Annotated in this window: 20 protein-coding genes; 13 read left to right on the top strand and 7 right to left on the bottom strand. The window is 66.1% G+C overall.

Annotated elements, in window-relative coordinates:
- Positions 1-356 precede the first annotated feature (356 nt).
- On the bottom strand, positions 357-827 hold the full coding sequence (locus BM002_RS14790) for a hypothetical protein (RefSeq protein ID WP_092782841.1): 471 nt from the start codon (positions 825-827) through the stop codon (positions 357-359).
- Between the two features lies 1 nt (position 828).
- Positions 829-1,116: a hypothetical protein gene (locus tag BM002_RS14785; RefSeq protein WP_139212389.1), complete on the bottom strand. Its 288-nt coding sequence runs from the start codon at positions 1,114-1,116 to the stop codon at positions 829-831.
- Between the two features lie 318 nt (positions 1,117-1,434).
- On the opposite strand from BM002_RS14785, the gene parE reads away from it, so the two are divergent.
- The 3 genes from parE to BM002_RS19350 all read left to right on the top strand — a co-directional run bounded on the left by parE (position 1,435) and on the right by BM002_RS19350 (position 4,329).
- Entirely contained in the window at positions 1,435-3,396 is a 1,962-nt protein-coding gene (parE, locus tag BM002_RS14780) for a DNA topoisomerase IV subunit B (RefSeq protein WP_092782835.1), read from the top strand.
- 39 nt (positions 3,397-3,435) lie between these two features.
- The gene (locus BM002_RS19180) at positions 3,436-4,080 is read left to right on the top strand and encodes a hypothetical protein (RefSeq protein ID WP_139212388.1); all 645 of its coding nucleotides are present in this window, start codon (positions 3,436-3,438) and stop codon (positions 4,078-4,080) included.
- Positions 4,081-4,164: 84 nt separating this feature from the next.
- Positions 4,165-4,329: a hypothetical protein gene (locus tag BM002_RS19350; protein WP_175484923.1), complete on the top strand. Its 165-nt coding sequence runs from the start codon at positions 4,165-4,167 to the stop codon at positions 4,327-4,329.
- 43 nt (positions 4,330-4,372) lie between these two features.
- On the opposite strand, the gene BM002_RS14770 is transcribed toward BM002_RS19350, so the two are convergent.
- Positions 4,373-4,768, bottom strand: a complete 396-nt coding sequence (locus BM002_RS14770; protein WP_092782829.1) for a c-type cytochrome — start codon at positions 4,766-4,768, stop codon at positions 4,373-4,375.
- A gap of 179 nt (positions 4,769-4,947) precedes the next feature.
- On the opposite strand from BM002_RS14770, the gene BM002_RS14765 reads away from it, so the two are divergent.
- Positions 4,948-6,036, top strand: a complete 1,089-nt coding sequence (locus BM002_RS14765; protein WP_092782826.1) for a serine hydrolase — start codon at positions 4,948-4,950, stop codon at positions 6,034-6,036.
- Here BM002_RS14765 and BM002_RS14760 read toward each other — a convergent pair.
- On the bottom strand, positions 6,033-6,578 hold the full coding sequence (locus tag BM002_RS14760) for a hypothetical protein (RefSeq protein ID WP_092782823.1): 546 nt from the start codon (positions 6,576-6,578) through the stop codon (positions 6,033-6,035). The genes BM002_RS14765 and BM002_RS14760 overlap by 4 nt on opposite strands.
- Positions 6,579-6,725: 147 nt before the next feature.
- On the opposite strand from BM002_RS14760, the gene BM002_RS14755 reads away from it, so the two are divergent.
- Positions 6,726-7,400 carry a hypothetical protein gene (locus BM002_RS14755; RefSeq protein WP_092782820.1) on the top strand — a complete coding sequence of 225 codons (675 nt, stop codon included), beginning with the start codon at positions 6,726-6,728 and terminating at the stop codon, positions 7,398-7,400.
- Positions 7,401-7,511: 111 nt separating this feature from the next.
- Positions 7,512-8,213 carry a DUF1194 domain-containing protein gene (locus BM002_RS14750; RefSeq protein WP_092782817.1) on the top strand — a complete coding sequence of 234 codons (702 nt, stop codon included), beginning with the start codon at positions 7,512-7,514 and terminating at the stop codon, positions 8,211-8,213.
- On the opposite strand, the gene BM002_RS14745 is transcribed toward BM002_RS14750, so the two are convergent.
- Together BM002_RS14745 and BM002_RS14740 are read right to left on the bottom strand one after the other, a co-directional pair.
- On the bottom strand, positions 8,210-10,030 hold the full coding sequence (locus BM002_RS14745) for an ABC-F family ATP-binding cassette domain-containing protein (RefSeq protein ID WP_092782814.1): 1,821 nt from the start codon (positions 10,028-10,030) through the stop codon (positions 8,210-8,212). The two genes, BM002_RS14750 and BM002_RS14745, sit on opposite strands and share 4 nt — an antisense overlap.
- A gap of 47 nt (positions 10,031-10,077) precedes the next feature.
- The gene (locus BM002_RS14740) at positions 10,078-10,752 is read right to left on the bottom strand and encodes a GNAT family N-acyltransferase (RefSeq protein WP_092782811.1); all 675 of its coding nucleotides are present in this window, start codon (positions 10,750-10,752) and stop codon (positions 10,078-10,080) included.
- A 90-nt stretch (positions 10,753-10,842) separates the two neighbouring features.
- Here BM002_RS14740 and msrB point away from each other — a divergent pair, with 90 nt between their 5' ends.
- Positions 10,843-11,241 carry a peptide-methionine (R)-S-oxide reductase MsrB gene (gene msrB, locus BM002_RS14735; RefSeq protein WP_092782808.1) on the top strand — a complete coding sequence of 133 codons (399 nt, stop codon included), beginning with the start codon at positions 10,843-10,845 and terminating at the stop codon, positions 11,239-11,241.
- Positions 11,242-11,521: 280 nt separating this feature from the next.
- Entirely contained in the window at positions 11,522-13,144 is a 1,623-nt protein-coding gene (locus tag BM002_RS14730) for a phosphate ABC transporter substrate-binding/OmpA family protein (protein ID WP_175484922.1), read from the top strand.
- Between the two features lie 90 nt (positions 13,145-13,234).
- On the opposite strand, the gene BM002_RS14725 is transcribed toward BM002_RS14730, so the two are convergent.
- Positions 13,235-13,687 carry an outer membrane protein assembly factor BamE gene (locus BM002_RS14725; protein ID WP_092783298.1) on the bottom strand — a complete coding sequence of 151 codons (453 nt, stop codon included), beginning with the start codon at positions 13,685-13,687 and terminating at the stop codon, positions 13,235-13,237.
- 145 nt (positions 13,688-13,832) lie between these two features.
- Here BM002_RS14725 and BM002_RS14720 point away from each other — a divergent pair, with 145 nt between their 5' ends.
- The 5 genes from BM002_RS14720 to BM002_RS14700 all read left to right on the top strand — a co-directional run bounded on the left by BM002_RS14720 (position 13,833) and on the right by BM002_RS14700 (position 17,230).
- Positions 13,833-14,378 carry a YceD family protein gene (locus tag BM002_RS14720; RefSeq protein ID WP_092782802.1) on the top strand — a complete coding sequence of 182 codons (546 nt, stop codon included), beginning with the start codon at positions 13,833-13,835 and terminating at the stop codon, positions 14,376-14,378.
- Positions 14,375-14,776 (top strand): hypothetical protein, encoded by a 402-nt coding sequence (locus BM002_RS14715; protein ID WP_092782799.1) that lies wholly within the window; start codon positions 14,375-14,377, stop codon positions 14,774-14,776. Before BM002_RS14720 ends, BM002_RS14715 begins: the two co-directional genes overlap by 4 nt.
- A gap of 165 nt (positions 14,777-14,941) precedes the next feature.
- The gene (rpmF, locus tag BM002_RS14710) at positions 14,942-15,145 is read left to right on the top strand and encodes a 50S ribosomal protein L32 (RefSeq protein WP_092782796.1); all 204 of its coding nucleotides are present in this window, start codon (positions 14,942-14,944) and stop codon (positions 15,143-15,145) included.
- 34 nt (positions 15,146-15,179) lie between these two features.
- Complete coding sequence (gene plsX, locus BM002_RS14705) at positions 15,180-16,262, top strand: phosphate acyltransferase PlsX (protein WP_092782793.1); 1,083 nt, start codon at positions 15,180-15,182, stop codon at positions 16,260-16,262.
- Positions 16,259-17,230, top strand: coding sequence for a beta-ketoacyl-ACP synthase III (locus BM002_RS14700; protein WP_092782790.1), 972 nt, complete (start codon positions 16,259-16,261; stop codon positions 17,228-17,230). Before plsX ends, BM002_RS14700 begins: the two co-directional genes overlap by 4 nt.
- Positions 17,231-17,292 lie beyond the last annotated feature (62 nt).

Raw genomic sequence — 17,292 nt, 5'->3', positions numbered from 1 at the left:
TGGCGAAGGTCGCTGTGGGTTTTTTCATTCGAATCCTCCCGACATAAAGCCCGCCGCCGTCGCGTGCCTTGGAAAGGGCATCGACGATGGTGCCCCATCCCCGGTCCTGCCCCCTGTCGCTCACGTTCGTGAAGCATCCGGTGGACCCTCTACCCAGGTGGAAATAGCGGTCATTGCCCACGGCGTCCGAGCTCCGGTTGACGGGGGCGGTCTCGGCATCGACGCGGAACCAGACGGTTCCCCTCCGCGCGTTGTAGCGGTTGCCGCCTCGATGGGGGAAGTCCGGAATCGACAGGATGAAGCACTGGTTGGGCGTGATGACATCCGCTGCATTCTAACGGTCTTGGTGACCCCGGCTAGGTCATCTCGCCCTCCGCGTCCGCGACGGCATACCTACGTGATCCGTCGGTGGCGGTCCGCACGCTGTGTGAGCTGTTGGCGACGGTAATTCGGGCCGCCGCGGTATGCGGGTTGCACAGGACAAGGACATCGGTGCTGCCGGAGCGCTTCGACACATTGCCCTGACGATTGCCGCGGTCGTCCCAATGCACGCCGGCGGTGGCGATCAGTCTTTCGACGATGGTGAAGTAATACCGGTCACCCCGGCAGCTTCGGGGGCCGTCCACCCGGACCTTGAGGTGTTGCGGCAGGGCGCGGCGATTGGAGGAGGAGATATGACCCGGGATCGTGTTCCAGAAACCGGTGCTCGAGACATTGAACCAGGCGTCGTAATCCTCGGTGCAGGGGGCGCCGGTGGTGGTCGACTCCTCGCTTTCGGTTGCGGGCGCGGGATCGTCCTCCCAGGGCATGCGCGGCAGGGTGCACATCTCAGACCCTCGCGAGGGTCTGCTCGATCTGCCGCAGCGACTGCCGCACCAGCAGGCGGTCGGGATCGTCCCGACCCGGAGCGGACGCGAGAACCTCGGTCAACGGGCGCTGCAACGGGTCGCGGTGCGTCATGTGCCCACTCATCAGAAGGGTCTTGAACAGGATGAAGCGGGATGTTTCTGCCCCGAGGCCCGCCTCGGCGGTGATCTGGGCGACCGTGGCAAGATACTCGCGCACCGCATCATCGGGCATCAACTCCAGCCGGGCAGGCCAATGGGCCTGTGCCAACGCTTCGGGGTCGGCGTCGGACCAGAGGCGGTTCGGTTGCGACAGGGCGGTCTTGCTGGCCTCGAGAAAGTGCTGAACGTCGGCCGCGCGGGCGGATCGGGCACAACACCAAGCGGATCGGCGTCCCGACGGGGCGCAACGCCCGTCGTTCGCTTCGAAATCGCGAAGCGCATCAAAACCCTCGCCTGGAATGGATCATCAAATATCCGGGTAACGTATCGGCCCGTCGGGAATACGGCAGGTCCGGACACCCCAACCCTTCCCCCGCCCCCGCATCTGGCCTATCCTGCGCCCAACAACACAATATAGAGCAGATGCATGGCCGATGACCTTCTGGGCGGGGCGGATGACCCGCAAAAGTACGATGCTTCCTCGATTGAGGTGCTGGAGGGGCTGGAGCCTGTCCGCAAACGGCCCGGCATGTACATCGGCGGCACCGACGAGCGCGCCTTGCACCACATGGTGGCCGAGGTTCTGGACAACTCGATGGACGAGGCGGTGGCGGGCCATGCCAACCGGATCGAGGTCGAACTCCACGCCGACAATTCCGTCACCGTGCGCGACAACGGGCGCGGCATTCCGGTCGATCCGCACCCGAAGTTCCCCGACAAGTCCGCGCTGGAGGTGATCCTGTGCACCCTGCACGCGGGGGGCAAATTCTCGGGCAAGGCTTACCAGACATCCGGCGGCCTGCACGGGGTGGGCGCGTCGGTGGTCAACGCCCTGTCGGATTCGATGGTGGTTCAGGTCGCGCGCGACCGCGAACTCTGGGAGCAGCGATTCTCGCGCGGGATGCCGCTTGGCCCGGTGGAAAAGATCGGCGCGGCGCCCAACCGGCGGGGCACAACGGTGACCTTCCATGCGGACCCCGAAATCTTCGGGGCGCAGAAGCTCAAGCCCGCGCGGCTGTTCAAATCCATCCGCTCCAAGGCCTATCTATTCTCGGGCGTCGAGATCCGCTGGAAGTCCGAAATCGACGACGGCGAAACCCCGACCACCGCCACCTTCCACTTCCCCGGCGGCCTGTCGGACTATCTGACCGAAACGCTCGGCACCGCGTCGACCTATGCCGACACCGCCTTTGCGGGCACCGTCGATTTTCAGGAAAAGTTCGGCGAGGCGGGCAAGGTCGAATGGGCGATCAACTGGACGCCGTCGCGGGACGGCTTCCTGCAATCCTACTGCAACACCGTTCCCACGCCCGAGGGCGGAACCCATGTCAGCGGGTTCTGGGCGGCGATCCTGAAGGGGATCAAGGCCTACGGCGAGCTTGCCAACAACAAGAAAGCCGCGCAGATCACCCGCGAAGACCTGATGTCGGGGGGCTGCGCCCTCGTCTCCTGTTTCATCGCGGAGCCCGCCTTCGTCGGCCAGACCAAGGACAGGCTGTCGTCGGAAATCGCCCACAAGATGACCGAAGGGGCCGTGCGCGACCGCTTCGACAACTGGCTGGCGGGCGACACCAAGGCGGCGGGGGCGATCCTCGACTTTCTGGTGCTGCGCGCCGAAGAGCGGCTGAAACGCCGTCAGGAAAAGGAAACCGCGCGCAAGACGGCCACCAAGAAACTGCGCCTGCCCGGCAAACTGGTCGATTGTTCGCAGTCCGCGCGCGACGGGACGGAGCTGTTCATCGTCGAGGGCGACTCGGCCGGCGGGTCGGCCAAGATGGCGCGCGACCGCCGCACCCAGGCCCTGCTGCCTCTGCGCGGCAAGATCCTGAACGTCCTGGGCGCGGCGTCGTCGAAACTGGGCTCGAACACGGAAATCAGCGACCTGTCCCAGGCGCTCGGCGTGGCGATCGGGACGAAGTTCAACATCGACGACCTGCGCTATGACAAGGTCATCATCATGACTGACGCCGATGTGGACGGGGCGCATATCGCGGCCCTCCTGATGACGTTCTTCTTCACCCAGATGCGGCCGATGATCGACGCGGGCCACCTCTATCTGGCCTGCCCGCCGCTGTTCCGCCTGACGCAGGGGGCCAAGCGCGTCTATTGCATCGACGAGGCCGAGCGCGACCGCTGGATGGCCAAGGGCCTGGGCGGCAAGGGCAAGATCGACGTGAGCCGCTTCAAGGGCCTGGGCGAAATGGACGCCAAGGACCTCAAGGACACCACCATGAACCCCGCCACCCGCAAACTCATCCGCGTGACGGTGGACGAGGATCTGCCGGGCGAAACCGGCGACCTGGTGGAGCGGCTGATGGGCAAGAAACCTGAGATGCGGTTCCAGTATATCAGCGAGAACGCGAAGTTCGCGGGGGAGTTGGATGTTTGACGACTTCTATCCCGGAGCATTTCCACTTTGATTAGAAAAGTGTCGCTGTATTTAAAGCGCTGGGCGGGCTGGATAGGCTCCGGCTTGTCTGGATGGGCAGCATTAGCGGTGTTTCTTATTTGCCTAGCAGTTCCGTTTTGCGTTCGATCCATTGTTCCCGCTGAAAGCCTCAACGGCTGGATAGTAGGTATTGGCCTGATCTATCAAGTTTCGGGCTTCGGTATAACGATTTATTCTCTTGCGAATATTCATAAAGAGCTGGGCGGTCAAACTATCTGGCACCGCTTAAATCACTATCTCAAGTGCGCTCCATTCCGCTTCAGAAGATCTGTAAGGATTACACCGGCTGAGGAAGGAGGATATGGTGGCGTCATGCCAGTGGGCGTCAGAACGGGCAAAGCTGATGCTGAAACATTCGAAGAATTGAAGCAGTTATTCCTTCAAGAGAAGGAGAATACGCGTGCCGAATTTGACAGCCTACGCCTAGAAATTGAAGGCCTGAGGACCAAGTATCTTGAAAGCGTTAAAGAGGCCAAGGAGCACTCTCGCGATGCAGAGTCTCGTATTTCTGATAGGCTAGAAAGGACTTTCGCAAGGAACATTGCAATGGATTTTCTTGGCGTTGGCCTTTTCACGATTGGCATTGTCCTTGCTACCATTCCAAGCTTCTTCGTAAACCTCTAGCCACTCGGCCGGAGTTGGGCGCCGACCACCGTTCCAAATCCAAAGAACAGAACACGCCTTTTCCAAACTACCACCGCTTCCCCCATGCCCCCCATCCTCATCAACCTCCTCCAGCGCCCCCTGCACCTCCTCGCCCTTCTCGCCGTGATCGTAGCCGCCTACGTGGTGCTGACGCATCGGCCCGGGCCGCCGCAGGACAGGATGGCGGAGAAGCGCCACGCCCGCCGACCCTCCTCGATTTACGCCTGACGCGTCCATCCCACCTTGGCCAATCAACCCTGAACCGTCCCGCTCACTCCTGAACGCTCTCCAACCACGTCGCCAGCGCCGCGATCCCTTCGGATGTCACGATGGGTTGGCCCGCGTCGGTGCGGACGAAGGCGGATTGCACTCCGTCGAAGACCGGGCCCCAGACCGGCATCGCGCCGCCGTGGCTGATCAAAGGGTCACGGCCGTCGATCTTGGCCACCACATCGAACATGCGGAACCCGCCATCGCGAGCGGCGAGACCCGTGAGGTCGGGCACGTCCACCGAAAGGACCGCTTCCATCGGTCCGTCCCCGCGCGCGCCGACCCCGTGGCAACTGGCGCAGTGGTCACCGAAAAGCGCCGCGCCCTCGGCGACAAGGTCCACGTTCTGCGCCTCGGCAGGCACGGCCAGCAGGGTGACGAGCACGAGGTAACGCATGGATTGATCCTCCGGTTGACTGGCGACAGTGTCTTCGCTCCGGACCGCGCACGCCTTGACGCCAGTCAATTCCCGGTCCCCGAGACATCAGATCGACGGGACCCTGTTGGGGATAGGTCCCGGACCCGTCCCCGTCGCGCACTCTTCCCCCCGACCATCCCCACGCCTAACCTCTCTTCATGCCCCCGTTCCTGATCGATCTCCTCCGCCGTCCCCTGCACCTGCTTGCCGTCCTGGCGCTGCTTGTGGCGGGCTACACGGTGCTGACGCATCGGCCCGGGCCGCCGCCGGACCCGATGGTGGAGCTGTTCGAGGCGGTGCGGATGGCCCATGGCATCCCCGGCGGCGTCCTGGCCTTCGGCACCGCCGGGGAGGAGCCGACCGTCCTGGCGCTCGGGCTGGCCGATCCGACGACGCAGGCGGCGATGACGGCGGATCACCGGTTCCGCCTCGCCTCCCTGACCATGCCGATTGCAGCTGCCCTCGTGCTGGAGGCCGCGGCCGAGGGGCGGCTGGACCTCGACGCGCCGCTGGCGGATCAGACCGCCCTGCCCGCCCCCGGCGATGCGCGGCTGGCGGGGGTGACGCCGCGCCAGATTTTAGGCCACCGCGTCGGGTGGGACAGGATCGCCGCGGGGTTTGACCCGCTCTTTGCGCCGGATCGGGTGGGGGCGGACCCCGGCGCGTCCTGCGCTGAAATCGCGCGCGCCGCCTGGGCGGTCCTGCCGCTCGACGCAGCCCCCGGCACGGCGAAGGCCCATGCCGAGCTGCCGCCCTGCCTGCTCGCGGATGTGGTGACCGGCGGAGACCTCGCCCCGGCGCTGGCCCGCATCGCGCCCGGCGTCGACATGGCGCGCGCCGACGGCCCCAATTGGGTGCGGTCGGACGACGGCTGGCGCGCGCACTATGTCGATGATGGTGCTGACGCCGCGTTCCGGAACCTGGGCGGCGCAGGCGGGGCCACGGCATCCGCCGAATCCTACTGGCGCTTTGCCGCCCGCCCCCACCCGGCCCGCAATGCCCCGGCGCCCGAGGGCGAGGCGGCGGATTTCCACGCCCTGGGCTGGCGCGTCTGGCCAGCTATCGAGGGCGCGGCGATCAGCCATACGGGCAATTTGCCCGGCCTCTTCACCGTCGCCGTCAACCTGCCCGACGGGTTCACCGCCGTGGCGCTGTTCAACGGCGGGGTGACCGACAGCTGCACACTCCACGGCGACATCGTCGCGGAAATGTGCCGCCTGCGCGGCCTGATCTGCGGCCCGCCCTAGGGCGCGTCGATGGCGGCGGCGATCTCTTCGCGGGTCAGACGCGTCAGACCCGCGCGCGACAGCTCTCCCATCGGGCGGATGTAGCAGGTCACCACCGCCCAGCCCCGCTCCAGATCAGTCAGCCGCGAGGTGAAACCGTGGGGCGTGGCCTTGGCCATGTCGCGCACCTTCTGCGCCATCGCCTGGGGGTCGTCATCGGCGTTCCAGCCGCGATTCGACGTCCCGGAAATGCGCCCCATGGCCAGGAAATCCTCGACCATCGCACGGGACTTGGGCAGCAGGTGATCGACATCGCGCCCAAGCGACGTGCGCGGCATCACCGCGTCGAAGGCGCCGCGATAGTCCTTGTAGGTCGGCGCACAATAGACCGTGCCCCATCCGCGCCGTTCCAGCACGAAACAGCCGGTGATCTCGCGTTTGCCGATGCGGTGAAGACTGACCCCGACCTGCCGCAGATCGGCCCGTCCGATTGCGGGTGCGGGCCAGAGAATGGATTGTATGCGCATACGTTCGCCGTATTCGCGGGCCGTCGTGGGGGGCATCGAAATCTCCGTCTGAAATAGGCGGACAGGGAAGACCCGGGCACCGTCCTTGTCAACGGCGTGTTGTCGCCCGGGTCGGGTTCTTTGCCCGCCTTTGCGACATCTGGGCCCTTTCGCCCCGCCCCGGCCCGGCCTAGCATCTCGACGATGCGCCTTGCCCTGATCCTCGTCCTCGCCCTTGCCGCCTGCACCCGCCCGCTGACCCCGGCCGAGGTGGCGCTGGTCGCACCCTTGCACGGGGAGTCGCTCGACACCGCGCCGGTGCGCCTGATCCGGTCGCCCTTCGTGGGCCTGTTTCCCATTACTTTCGACGCGCGGCCCCGGACCACCTGCCGCGAACGGATCGGCCCCCCGCGCGAGGGGCGGATCACCACCAGCACTGGAGGCATCGTCCTGTTCGAGAAGTTGTTCCTGAACCCCGACAGCTTCCTGCCCGACTATGCGGCCACCTACGGCCCCGAGGACAAGCTGGACCTGGCGGCGGCGATGTTCCTGGTCCACGAGATGACCCACGTCTGGCAGTGGCAGAACCGCGCGCTGACCGGCTATCACCCGCGCCGTGCCTTTCGCGAACAGGTCACGATTGACGATCCCTATCTGTTCGATGCCGAAGCCTCGCAACCGTTCCTGAGCTATGGCTACGAGGTGCAGGCGAGCCTGGTGGAGGAATATCTCTGCTGTGCGACGCTGGACCCGAAAGGGGTGCGGACCACGCGGCTCAAGCACCTCCTGCGCGAGGTGATGCCCGTGGCCGAGCCCGAGGTCTTCGCCCGCCCCGTCTGGGTACCCTATACCGAGGATCTGCCGAAGATCTGTTCGTGACGCAGGGCCGCGAAGCGCGCGCCAGCACGCGACAAGGCACCCCCGACATCACCGCTGGGGCGTGACGTCCTGTCCCCTTCCCAAGGGTCGGTCAGGCGTTACGGTCGACCCATGCGCCTGATCCTTGTCTGCCTCACCCTGCTCGCCACGCCGGTCGCCGCACAGGATACCGACCTTGAACTGGTCCTTCTGGCCGATGCGTCGGGGTCGATCACCCAATCCGAACTCCTGTTCCAGCGCCGCGCCTATGCCGAGGCGATGACCGACCCGGAGGTTCTGACCGCGATCCGCAACACGGCCTATGGCAACATCACCGTCACCTATGTCGAATGGGCGACGAACCAGGCCGTCGTCGTCCCCTGGATGCGGATCGAGACGGATGCGGACGGGGCCGCCTTTGCCGCCGCACTCGACGGCCCGCCGCGACAGGCCAGCGGGCGCAACGCCATCGGCTCGGCGCTTCTGTTCGCGCGCGACCTGATCGAGACGAACCGCATCGACGGCTGGCGGCGGGTCATCGACTTTTCGGGCGACAGCACCGGCAACAGTTTCGGCCCCGCGATCACCGACGCCCGCGATCAGGTGCTGGCCGACGGGGTGACGATCAACGCCCTGGCCATCCTGTCGGAAGGCGGGATCATGGACGGGCGCGACGCATTGGCCGAGCGCTATGCCGACATGATCATCGGCGGCCCCGGCGCCTTCGTGGTCGAGGCGGCGACACGCGACGTCTTTGCCCAGGCCGTCAAGCGCAAGCTGATCCTCGAAATCTCGGGCGTGGCGACGCAGCGGATCGTGGCCGACCTGGACTAGGCGCTGGCCTTCTCTTCCAACGCCAGCCATTCCTCTTCTGCGTCCGACAGACGGGTGTGGCGTTCTACCAGGGCATCGCTGGCCTTGGCGAATTTGACCGGCTCGCGGGTGAACAGCTCGGCATCCGACAGCAATTCCTCCAGCTTTGCGATCTCCGCCTCCAGCCGCGCGATCTCGGCGGGCAGCGCCTCCAGGCGGTGGCGTTCGGTATAGCTCAGGCCGTCCGCCTTGGCGGCGGGTTTTTCGGCCACCGGGGCCGCGCCCTTCTTGCGGCCCGTGGGCTTGCCCGCCTGGCCGAAATCGTCGACCGCGCCGCGCTGCGCCAGATAGTCGGACCAGCCGCCGGGATAGGCCTGCACCCGGCCCTGCCCCTCGAAGGCGATGGTCTGGGTGGCCACCCGGTCCAGGAAATCGCGGTCGTGGCTGACCAGAAGGACGGTGCCGTCATAATCGCCGATCACGTCCTGAAGCAGATCCAGCGTTTCGACGTCGAGATCGTTCGTCGGCTCGTCCAGCACCAGAAGGTTGGAGGGCAACGCCATGATCCGCGCCAGCAGGAGGCGCGCCTTTTCGCCCCCCGACAGCGACCGGACCGGGGCCTTCAACTGCTTGTCGTCGAACAGGAAATCCTTGAGGTATCCCGCCACATGCTTCGGCGTGCCGCGCACCATCACCTGATCCGACGCGCCCGACACGCCCAGCAGCGGGTCCAGCGTCAGACTGTCCCAGAGGGTCGCGTTCGGGTCGAGTTTGGCGCGCGCCTGATCGAAGACCGCCACCTCCAGATTTGTGCCCAGCTTTACGGTGCCCGCATCGGGTTCGATCTCGCCCAACAGCAGCTTCAGCAGGGTCGTCTTGCCCACCCCGTTCGGGCCGACAAAGGCGACCCGGTCGCCGCGCAGCACCCGCAGCGAAAAGTCGCGGACGATGGTGCGGTCGTCGAAGGCCTTGGACAGCTCTGCCGCCTCGATCACGCGCTTGCCACTGGTCTGGCCCGAATCGAGTTCCAGCGCGGCGGTCCCCGCCCGCCGGATCTGGGCCGAGCGTTCGGCGCGCAGGTCGGCCAGCGCGCGGACGCGGCCCTGGTTGCGCTTGCGCCGGGCGCTGATGCCCTCGACGGCCCAGCGGGCTTCGGCCTTGATCTTGCGGTCGAGCTTGTGGCGCTGCTGGTCCTCTTCCTCCCAGACCTTGTCGCGCCAGGCCTCGAACCCGTCGAAGCCGGTCTCCTGCCGCCGGGTCTGGCCCCGGTCGATCCAGAGCGTCGCGCGGGTCAGCGCCTTGAGGAAGGCGCGGTCGTGGGAAATCAGGACAAAGGCCGCGCGGGTCGATTTCAGCTCTTCTTCCAGCCAGGCAATCGCCTCGATGTCGAGGTGGTTCGTCGGCTCGTCCAGCAGCATCAATTCCGGTGCCTCGGCCAGCAGCTTGGCCAGCGCGGCGCGGCGGCGCTCGCCGCCCGACGCCTGATCGGGATGCGCGTCAAGGCGCAGCTTCAGCCCTTCGGCCACCGCCTCCACCCGCCAGGCCTCCGACGGATCGAGGCCCGAGATGGCATAGTCGCCCAGCGTCTCGAAGCCCGAGATATCCGGCTCCTGCTCCATGTAGCCGACCGACACCCCGGGCGAGAGGGTGCGCGCCCCGCTGTCGGCCTCGACCAGACCGGCCATGACCTTCATCAGGGTGGATTTGCCCGACCCGTTGCGCCCCACCAGCGCGACGCGGTCGCCCGGTTGAACCACGAGACCGAGGTCGGAAAACACCGGCGCCCCCCCGAAGGTGAGCGAGATGTCGGAGAGTTGGAGAAGGGGTGCGCGTGCCATGCTGCGCCGCCTATCCGGCCCGGCGCGGGCGGTCAATCGGGCGCGCGCTATGCCGGGCTGAGCATCCCCGTCAGAAGGCGCACCCGCGCGGGCGGGATTGCCGCGATCGGCAGCGCGGTGAAGACATGGAGCGTGTTCAGATCCTCGTCGACCACCGCGTGATCCGACACGCTGGCCCCCAGCGCCAGATAGCTGCGCAGCATCGGCGGCAGGTCCCCGGGTGTGTCGGGAATCGGCACCGTCTGCCCGTCGCCGGATCCGGGGGCCCAGACCTCGGGCGCGATATGGCCGTCGAGGCGGGCCATGCCGGTGCCGTCGCGCGGGAACGACGAACAGCCATAGAGCACCGGCACGCCCGTCTCCTCGACCACCCGCGCCAGCGCAGCTAGCATCAGGCGCGGCAGGTCGGGGTCGGTCGCCCCCCGCGCAAGGCAGATGCGCCCGACCTCCAGCCCTTGCGGGAAATGTTCCGAAAACCGCGTCAGATCATAGCGTCGCCCGGTATAGCCCGCGCGCATCGACACCCGGTCGCGCTGCACCCAGAGCCGGGCCGAGGCGCGCAGCGCGCCCTCCTCCTCGATCAACAGGTGCTGTGCCACGGCGTCGAAGGCATCGGCGTCATCCGCGCCCCCACGAAACACCTGCGCCCGCAGGGCCAGCGCCGCATCGGCCGCGTCCAGTGTCACGAGACGCGCGCGGTAGCGTCCTGCGGTGATATCCATCTCAACCCTCGCCCTTGGCGCGCAGGACCTGCGGGCCTAAGTCCTGACCTGTACCGCCAGATGGCGTGGATACAAGAGAAAGGAAGCCCCATGGACAAGGTCGTGAAGTCGGATGCCGAGTGGCAGGAGCAATTGGGGCCCGAAGCCTACAAGGTTCTGCGCAAGCACGGGACGGAACGCGCGGGCACCCACGAGGATTTCCCCAAGGCCGCGGGCACCTACCGCTGCAAGGGCTGCGGCGCGCCGCTCTTTGATCAGGCCCATAAATTCGAAAGCGGGACCGGCTGGCCCAGCTTCTATCAGCCCGTGGACGGCGTCGAATCGCAGACCGTCGGCGAAAGCGAGGACAACAGCTGGTTCATGAAGCGGACCGAGGTGCATTGCGCCCGCTGCGACGGGCATCTGGGCCATGTGTTTCCGGACGGGCCGAAGCCCACGGGCCTGCGCTATTGCATCAACGGCGTGGCGCTAGAGTTCGAGGAGGACTAACGCGCGACGGGCCGTCGGCCCGGACATGGGTTCGACGCCAATGCGCAGCGCGGGGATGGCGGGGCCGTTGGACCGCCCCCCGCGCGGTCAGAAACCGGCATTGCGACCCCAATGCCGTGGCGTGAACGGGCGCGGCGGGCATCATTCTAGGGAAAAATTCGCCAAAAAAATAATCATTTAGATTAAAAAATGCGCAAAATCAGGGCCCTGCCCCTGTATGGTCGCTTTTTCGTCAAAGGCGTTTCGCACCTTGGGCAGGTTCGTAACGAAAGACAGACCCATGCCCCCCACAGTAAAGTCGAGGTTTCCTCGCAGGTTCCCGAGTATCCGCGCAGTTGCCGCTACTCTTGCCCTCATCACCACGCCGCTTGCCGCGGATCAGCACGCGCTGATCCAGTTGCAGGCGAAAGACGGAAGCATCTCCATCAGCGGTCAGCTCGTGGGGATGGAGGACGATCACTATATCGTCGCGACGTCCGATCTTGGCACGCTTCGCATTCAGGCGAGCAACGTCACCTGCACCGGTGTGCTCTGCCCCCAGATATCCTCCTATGGCCCCGAATTCGGGATCTACGGATCGCGGACGGTCGGGACCACGTTGATCCCCACCCTTCTGCGCGGCTATGCGCAGTCGGTCGGTGCGAGCTATGAACTCGTCACCACGGATGACGCCGCCGAACGCTTCGTTCGCCTCACCAATGCCGACGGATCCCTGCGCGCGGAAATCGATCTTCAGACGCGCGGCTCCGGCAGCGCCTTTCCCGCGCTTGCCGAGGGTGTCGCCGCCATCGGTGTCGCCGATCGCCGCATGAATGATGGCGATGTCGAGAAACTTGCCGTCGCTGGCATCCCCGATCTGCGCGACACCGCCAATGAGACGGTTCTGGGTGTCGACGGCATTGTGATGATCACCCATCCCGCCAACCCGGTCCGCAACCTCACCTCCCTCGAGATCGCGAAGATCTGGTCGGGCGAGATCACCAACTGGCTGGAACTGGGTGGCGGCAATGTCCCGATCACCGTCAATTCCTTCAGCGAAAGCTCAGGTGACCGCGCGGTGATGATGGATGCCCTCGTGCGCCCAAACAACCGCGACGAAACGGCCCCGGTCGTGCGGTGGAGCGATTATCAGGACATGATCGACGCCGTCATGGCGGATCGCGGCGGCATCGGGTTCGTCGGTCGCTGGCTGGCGCGCACCAATGACGTCAACCTCCTCGATATCCGCGAGACCTGCGGGTTGCTGTCCCCGCCTACGGACTTCCGCATGAAGATCGAGGGCTATGCCCTGTCGCGCCGTCTCTATGCCTATACGACCCCGGGCGACATGCACCCCGAGGCGCGGGCCTTCCTTGACTGGACGCTCACCGACGAAGCGCAGGCTTATATCAAGGAAAGCCACTTCATCGACCGCGAACTCGAGCGGATGCGACTGGAAGACATGGGCATGATGCTGGTGCACACCGCTGCGGTGGAGCCCGATTTCGACGGCCGCCAGTATTCGGACATGATGCAACAGCTGCGCGGCGCCGACCGCCTGAGCGTGTCGTTCCGCTTCCAGACCGCCTCCAGCGTGCTGGACGTGGAATCGGTGCGCAACGTCGAGGAATTGGCCGAGCGCATGGAAGCCGGTGCCTTCGACGGCATGGAAGTCCTGCTGGTCGGGTTTGCCGATTCCATCGGGAACCGGGTCCAGAACACGGCCCTGGCGCAGCAGCGGGCGGACACCGTCACCCGCATCATCGCGCAAGCCGTGTCGCGCCAGAATGCCCTGCGCCTGCGTGCGGTCAGCTATGGCGAACTGCTGCCGCTGTCGTGCAACGAGGACGAAGTGGGCCGCGAGCGCAATCGCCGGGTCGAGGTCTGGCTGCGCCTGCCCGACAGCCGTTCGATCCTGCGCTGAGGGCGCAACCAAGGATCGCGAAAAGAAGCGGGGGCGTCGACATCTGTCGGCGCCCCCTGCGTTTCGTGCGACATGATCGGGCGATCCGCTTCAGCCGTCGGCCAGCGTCTCGCCCACGTTGATGCGGCCGAAGTTGCGGATGATCTGCTGGATCAGGCCGAACTCGCGGATCGACGTCTTCGTCACCCGCCGCGACAGGGTCACGACCCGGCCCCGCTCCAGCCCGAACTTCTCGATGTTCTCGATGGTCCCGTCTGGCGCGAAGCTGATGGCGACCAACTCCCGCTCCAGGGTTTGGGGCGCGCGCCAGGCGTAATTGCGCACCTGGCTCTGGACGTAATACCACGCATCCTCGCGCTCCACGCCGCTGGTGGCGGGCCGACCCACGGTCGTCTCGACCGTGTCGCGGGTGTCGACGCCGATGATCAGCGCCTCGAGGTCGGCATCGTCGGGGACGTAGCCGTGGTTGCGGAAAGTGGCCGAACAGGCCGCAAGCCCCGTCACGACAAGCAGGATCGCCAAACCCTTGAAGAAAGATGCCATCGCCTGCCCCTTACAGTCCGTCCCTGGTGCCCGCCGCGTCTGCCGCATCGGATCGCCCCCCGTTGCGCGAAGGGTCGGTTTCGCAATATGGCTTACCCGCCCCCGGCCCCTCCATCAAGTGCGGGCCTTGTCTGAGGTTGAATCGATGAAACCCGTCCTGTCCCATCCTGTCCGGCTCACCGACCTGGCCCAGCGCAAATCGACGCGCCTGCGGCTTGTCCCCGACGAAGGCCAGCTCGAGGAATTGGCCGACCGTCTGGGGGTCGATGCCCTGCGCAAGGTCCGCTTCGACGTGGAGCTGAAACCCGGGCGGGGCCGCGACTGGTCGCTGACCGGAACCCTGGGCGCCACCTTCGTGCAGCCCTGCCGCGTGACGACCGAACCCGTGACCACCCGCGTGGACGAGCCGGTCACGCGTCAATACCTTGCCGATTTCGCCTATTCCGAAGCGGACGAGGCCGAGATGCCCGAAGACGACACGCTCGAACCCCTGCCCGAGGTGCTGGACCTGGGCGACCTGATGGAGGTGGAGCTGGTCCTGGCCGTCCCGCCCTTCCCGCGGGTCGAGGGGGCCGAGGACATCAACCTCACCGCGACCCCGCCGGGGGCCGAACCCCTGACGGACGAGGCGGTCAAGCCTTTTGCGGGCCTCGCCGACCTCAAGGCCAAGATGGACAAGGGCGACTCGTGACCCGCGCGCCGGGCCGCGTCTTCCTGCGGGCGGGCCTTGCGTGGCTGGCCTGCATCGCGTTCGGCATCACCAACATCCATATCATCTATGTCGCGCAATCCGTTCTGGCCGGGCTCATATTGGGTGCCGTGTCGGGCCTCCTGCTGCTCGGCACGTATGTCACACTCAATGCGCTCTCGCTCAGGTGGCCGTTGTCCCGGCGCGTGGTTCTGGGGGCCGGCTTCTCGGCATGGGGCCTTGCGGCGGCCTGGGGGGCGGCCATCGTGCAGGCGGCCCCCGGGTCCCCCACGGGCTTCGTCGACAGCTGGCTTGTCGTGGATGCCGCCTTCACCCTTCCGATCCTGTTGATCCTGATGTGGCGCGACGGCTGGTTTGGCGAACTCTCCCCTACGGCATGAGGGCAACGCGCTTGCATCCGGGCGGAATCGATGTATGAGGCCGCTTCCGGCATATCACAGTCGGGAAATCGCTGGACCCCCGGTCTGATTGCCACTAGGGACAGCCCGAGATTCATTGTGACACACCGGGTGCCCCGCACCCTCAGAAAAGACCCGAGGTGAGCCATGGCCGTTCCCCAGAACAAAGTCACCCCTTCGCGCCGCAACAACCGCCGGTCGCACGACAGCCTCGTGCCCGGAAACCCTGCGGAATGCCCGAACTGCGGTGAGCTCAAGCGCCCGCACCACGTCTGTGGTGCCTGTGGCCATTATGCCGACCGCGAAGTGATCGCGGCAAACACCGTCGACCTGGATGACGACGTCGCCTGATCGGCGGCTGCGCGTTTGAGAAAGGGGGCATCCGATGTCGGATGACACCGGCGAGGCCCCCATTCAGACCGGGGACGCAACGGGCGTCCTTTCGATCGACGCCATGGGCGGCGACCTCGGCCCCGAGGCCGTGATCGCCGGACTTGCGCGCGCGATCAAGAAAACCCCCGCGATGCGGTTCATCGTCCACGGCGACAAGCCCGTGATCGAGGCCCTGATCGCCAAGCGGCGGGGCCTGAGCGACCATTGCACCGTGCGGCACGCCTCGGGCGTCGTCACCATGACCGACAAGCCCAGCCAGGTGATGCGCACCGGCAAGGACACCTCCATGTGGTCCGCCGTCGATTCCGTCCGCTCGGGCGAGGCGACGGTCTGCGTCAGCTGCGGCAACACCGGCGCGCTGATGGCGGTGTCAATGCTGCGCCTGCGCAAGCTGCCGGGGATCAACCGCCCCGCCATCGCGATCCTGTGGCCGTCGCGCAACCCGAGCGGGTTCAATGTGATGCTCGACGTGGGGGCGGACGTTCGCGCCGATGCCGACGACCTTCTGCAATACGCCCTCATGGGCATGTCCTATGCCCGCAACGGTCTGGGGCTGACCCGTCCCCGTGTCGGCCTGCTCAACGTCGGGACCGAGGAAAACAAGGGCCGCACCGAACTCAGGGAAGCCCACGACCGCATTGAAACCGTCGCGGCCGAGGCCGATTTCGATTTCGTCGGCTTCGTCGAGGGCGGCGACATCCCCGGCGACCGCGTCGATGTGATCGTGACCGATGGCTTTACCGGCAACGTGGCGCTCAAGACCGGCGAAGGCACCGCGCGCTTCGTGCGCGACATGCTGGGCGAGGCGTTTCGCGCGACGATCCTCTCCAAATTCGCCGCCGTCCTGGCCATGACCTCCCTGAAACGCCTGGCCGCGCGGATCGACCCGCGCCGGGTGAACGGCGGCGTGTTCCTGGGGTTGAACGGCACGGTCGTAAAATCGCATGGTTCCGCCGACGAAACAGGTGTCGCCGCCGCCGTGGGGCTGGCCTGGGATCTGTCGAAATCCGGTTTCAGCGACCGATTGAAGACGCGCGTGGCCGCCGTCACCGCCTCTGTGGAAGGGCAAGAATGATCCGATCCGTCGTCAGGGGAGTCGGGCACTACCTGCCCGAACGTGTGGTGCCGAACGAATGGTTCACCACCTTTCTGGACACTTCGGACGAATGGATCGTCAGCCGGTCGGGCATCGAACGCCGCCATTTCGCCGCCGAGGGACAGACAACCTCGGACCTGGCCATTCGTGCCGCCACTGCCGCGCTGAGCGATGCCGGGATGGTGGCCGACCACATCGACGCCGTCATCGTCGCCACCTCGACCCCCGACCTCACCTTTCCGGCGACCGCGACCATCGTGCAGGCGGGCCTTGGCATGACCCGCGGCTTTGCCTTCGACGTGCAGGCCGTCTGCGCGGGCTTCGTCTATGCGCTTTCCAACGCCGACGCGCTGATCCGCTCGGGTCAGGCGACGCGCGTCATGGTCATCGGGGCCGAGACGTTCAGCCGGATCATGAACTGGGAAGACCGCACGACCTGCGTCCTGTTTGGCGACGGGGCCGGAGCCCTCATCCTTGAGGCGGCCGAGGGTCAGGGGACCAGCGCCGATCGCGGCATCCTCGCCACCGACCTGCATTCGGACGGGCGGTTCCGCGACATCCTCCAGGTCTCGGGCGGCGTCTCCTCCAGCCAGACCACCGGCCACCTGATGATGGCGGGCAAGGAAGTCTTCCGCCACGCGGTCGAAAAGCTTGCCAAATCCACGCTCGACGTTCTGGAAAAGGCGGGCGTCGCCATCGCAGACGTCGACCGGGTCGTGCCGCATCAGGCCAACATCCGCATCATCACCCGCACCGCCCAGAAACTTGGCCTGCCCATGGACCGCGTCGTGGTCACTGTGGCGGACCATGGCAACACCTCTGCCGCATCGATTCCCCTCGCCATGTCGGTCGCATCGGCCCGCGGCGACCTGTCGCAGGGCGAGCTTGTCGTGACCGAAGCCATCGGCGGCGGCCTGGCCTGGGGTGCCGTTGCCTTAAGATGGTAACCTAACCCGTTGTTCCGAATATAAAACCGCCGAGAATTCGCAACGGCGTGGTTTCGCGTGAA

The sequence above is a fragment of the Jannaschia pohangensis genome (assembly GCF_900113875.1).
GTDB lineage: Bacteria > Pseudomonadota > Alphaproteobacteria > Rhodobacterales > Rhodobacteraceae > Jannaschia > Jannaschia pohangensis.
This window is presented reverse-complemented; position numbering and strand designations above follow the sequence as displayed.

What these genes read in the sequence shown, in the direction of transcription:
- BM002_RS14790 (WP_092782841.1), bottom strand. Translation starts at nt 827, where the DNA reads ATGTGCACCCTGCCGCGCATGCCCTGGGAGGACGATCCCGCGCCCGCA.
- parE (WP_092782835.1), top strand. Translation starts at nt 1,435, where the DNA reads ATGGCCGATGACCTTCTGGGCGGGGCGGATGACCCGCAAAAGTACGAT.
- BM002_RS19350 (WP_175484923.1), top strand. Translation starts at nt 4,165, where the DNA reads ATGCCCCCCATCCTCATCAACCTCCTCCAGCGCCCCCTGCACCTCCTC.
- BM002_RS14770 (WP_092782829.1), bottom strand. Translation starts at nt 4,768, where the DNA reads ATGCGTTACCTCGTGCTCGTCACCCTGCTGGCCGTGCCTGCCGAGGCG.
- BM002_RS14765 (WP_092782826.1), top strand. Translation starts at nt 4,948, where the DNA reads ATGCCCCCGTTCCTGATCGATCTCCTCCGCCGTCCCCTGCACCTGCTT.
- BM002_RS14760 (WP_092782823.1), bottom strand. Translation starts at nt 6,578, where the DNA reads ATGCCCCCCACGACGGCCCGCGAATACGGCGAACGTATGCGCATACAA.
- BM002_RS14755 (WP_092782820.1), top strand. Translation starts at nt 6,726, where the DNA reads ATGCGCCTTGCCCTGATCCTCGTCCTCGCCCTTGCCGCCTGCACCCGC.
- BM002_RS14750 (WP_092782817.1), top strand. Translation starts at nt 7,512, where the DNA reads ATGCGCCTGATCCTTGTCTGCCTCACCCTGCTCGCCACGCCGGTCGCC.
- BM002_RS14745 (WP_092782814.1), bottom strand. Translation starts at nt 10,030, where the DNA reads ATGGCACGCGCACCCCTTCTCCAACTCTCCGACATCTCGCTCACCTTC.
- BM002_RS14740 (WP_092782811.1), bottom strand. Translation starts at nt 10,752, where the DNA reads ATGGATATCACCGCAGGACGCTACCGCGCGCGTCTCGTGACACTGGAC.
- msrB (WP_092782808.1), top strand. Translation starts at nt 10,843, where the DNA reads ATGGACAAGGTCGTGAAGTCGGATGCCGAGTGGCAGGAGCAATTGGGG.
- BM002_RS14730 (WP_175484922.1), top strand. Translation starts at nt 11,522, where the DNA reads ATGCCCCCCACAGTAAAGTCGAGGTTTCCTCGCAGGTTCCCGAGTATC.
- BM002_RS14725 (WP_092783298.1), bottom strand. Translation starts at nt 13,687, where the DNA reads ATGGCATCTTTCTTCAAGGGTTTGGCGATCCTGCTTGTCGTGACGGGG.
- BM002_RS14720 (WP_092782802.1), top strand. Translation starts at nt 13,833, where the DNA reads ATGAAACCCGTCCTGTCCCATCCTGTCCGGCTCACCGACCTGGCCCAG.
- rpmF (WP_092782796.1), top strand. Translation starts at nt 14,942, where the DNA reads ATGGCCGTTCCCCAGAACAAAGTCACCCCTTCGCGCCGCAACAACCGC.
- plsX (WP_092782793.1), top strand. Translation starts at nt 15,180, where the DNA reads ATGTCGGATGACACCGGCGAGGCCCCCATTCAGACCGGGGACGCAACG.
- BM002_RS14700 (WP_092782790.1), top strand. Translation starts at nt 16,259, where the DNA reads ATGATCCGATCCGTCGTCAGGGGAGTCGGGCACTACCTGCCCGAACGT.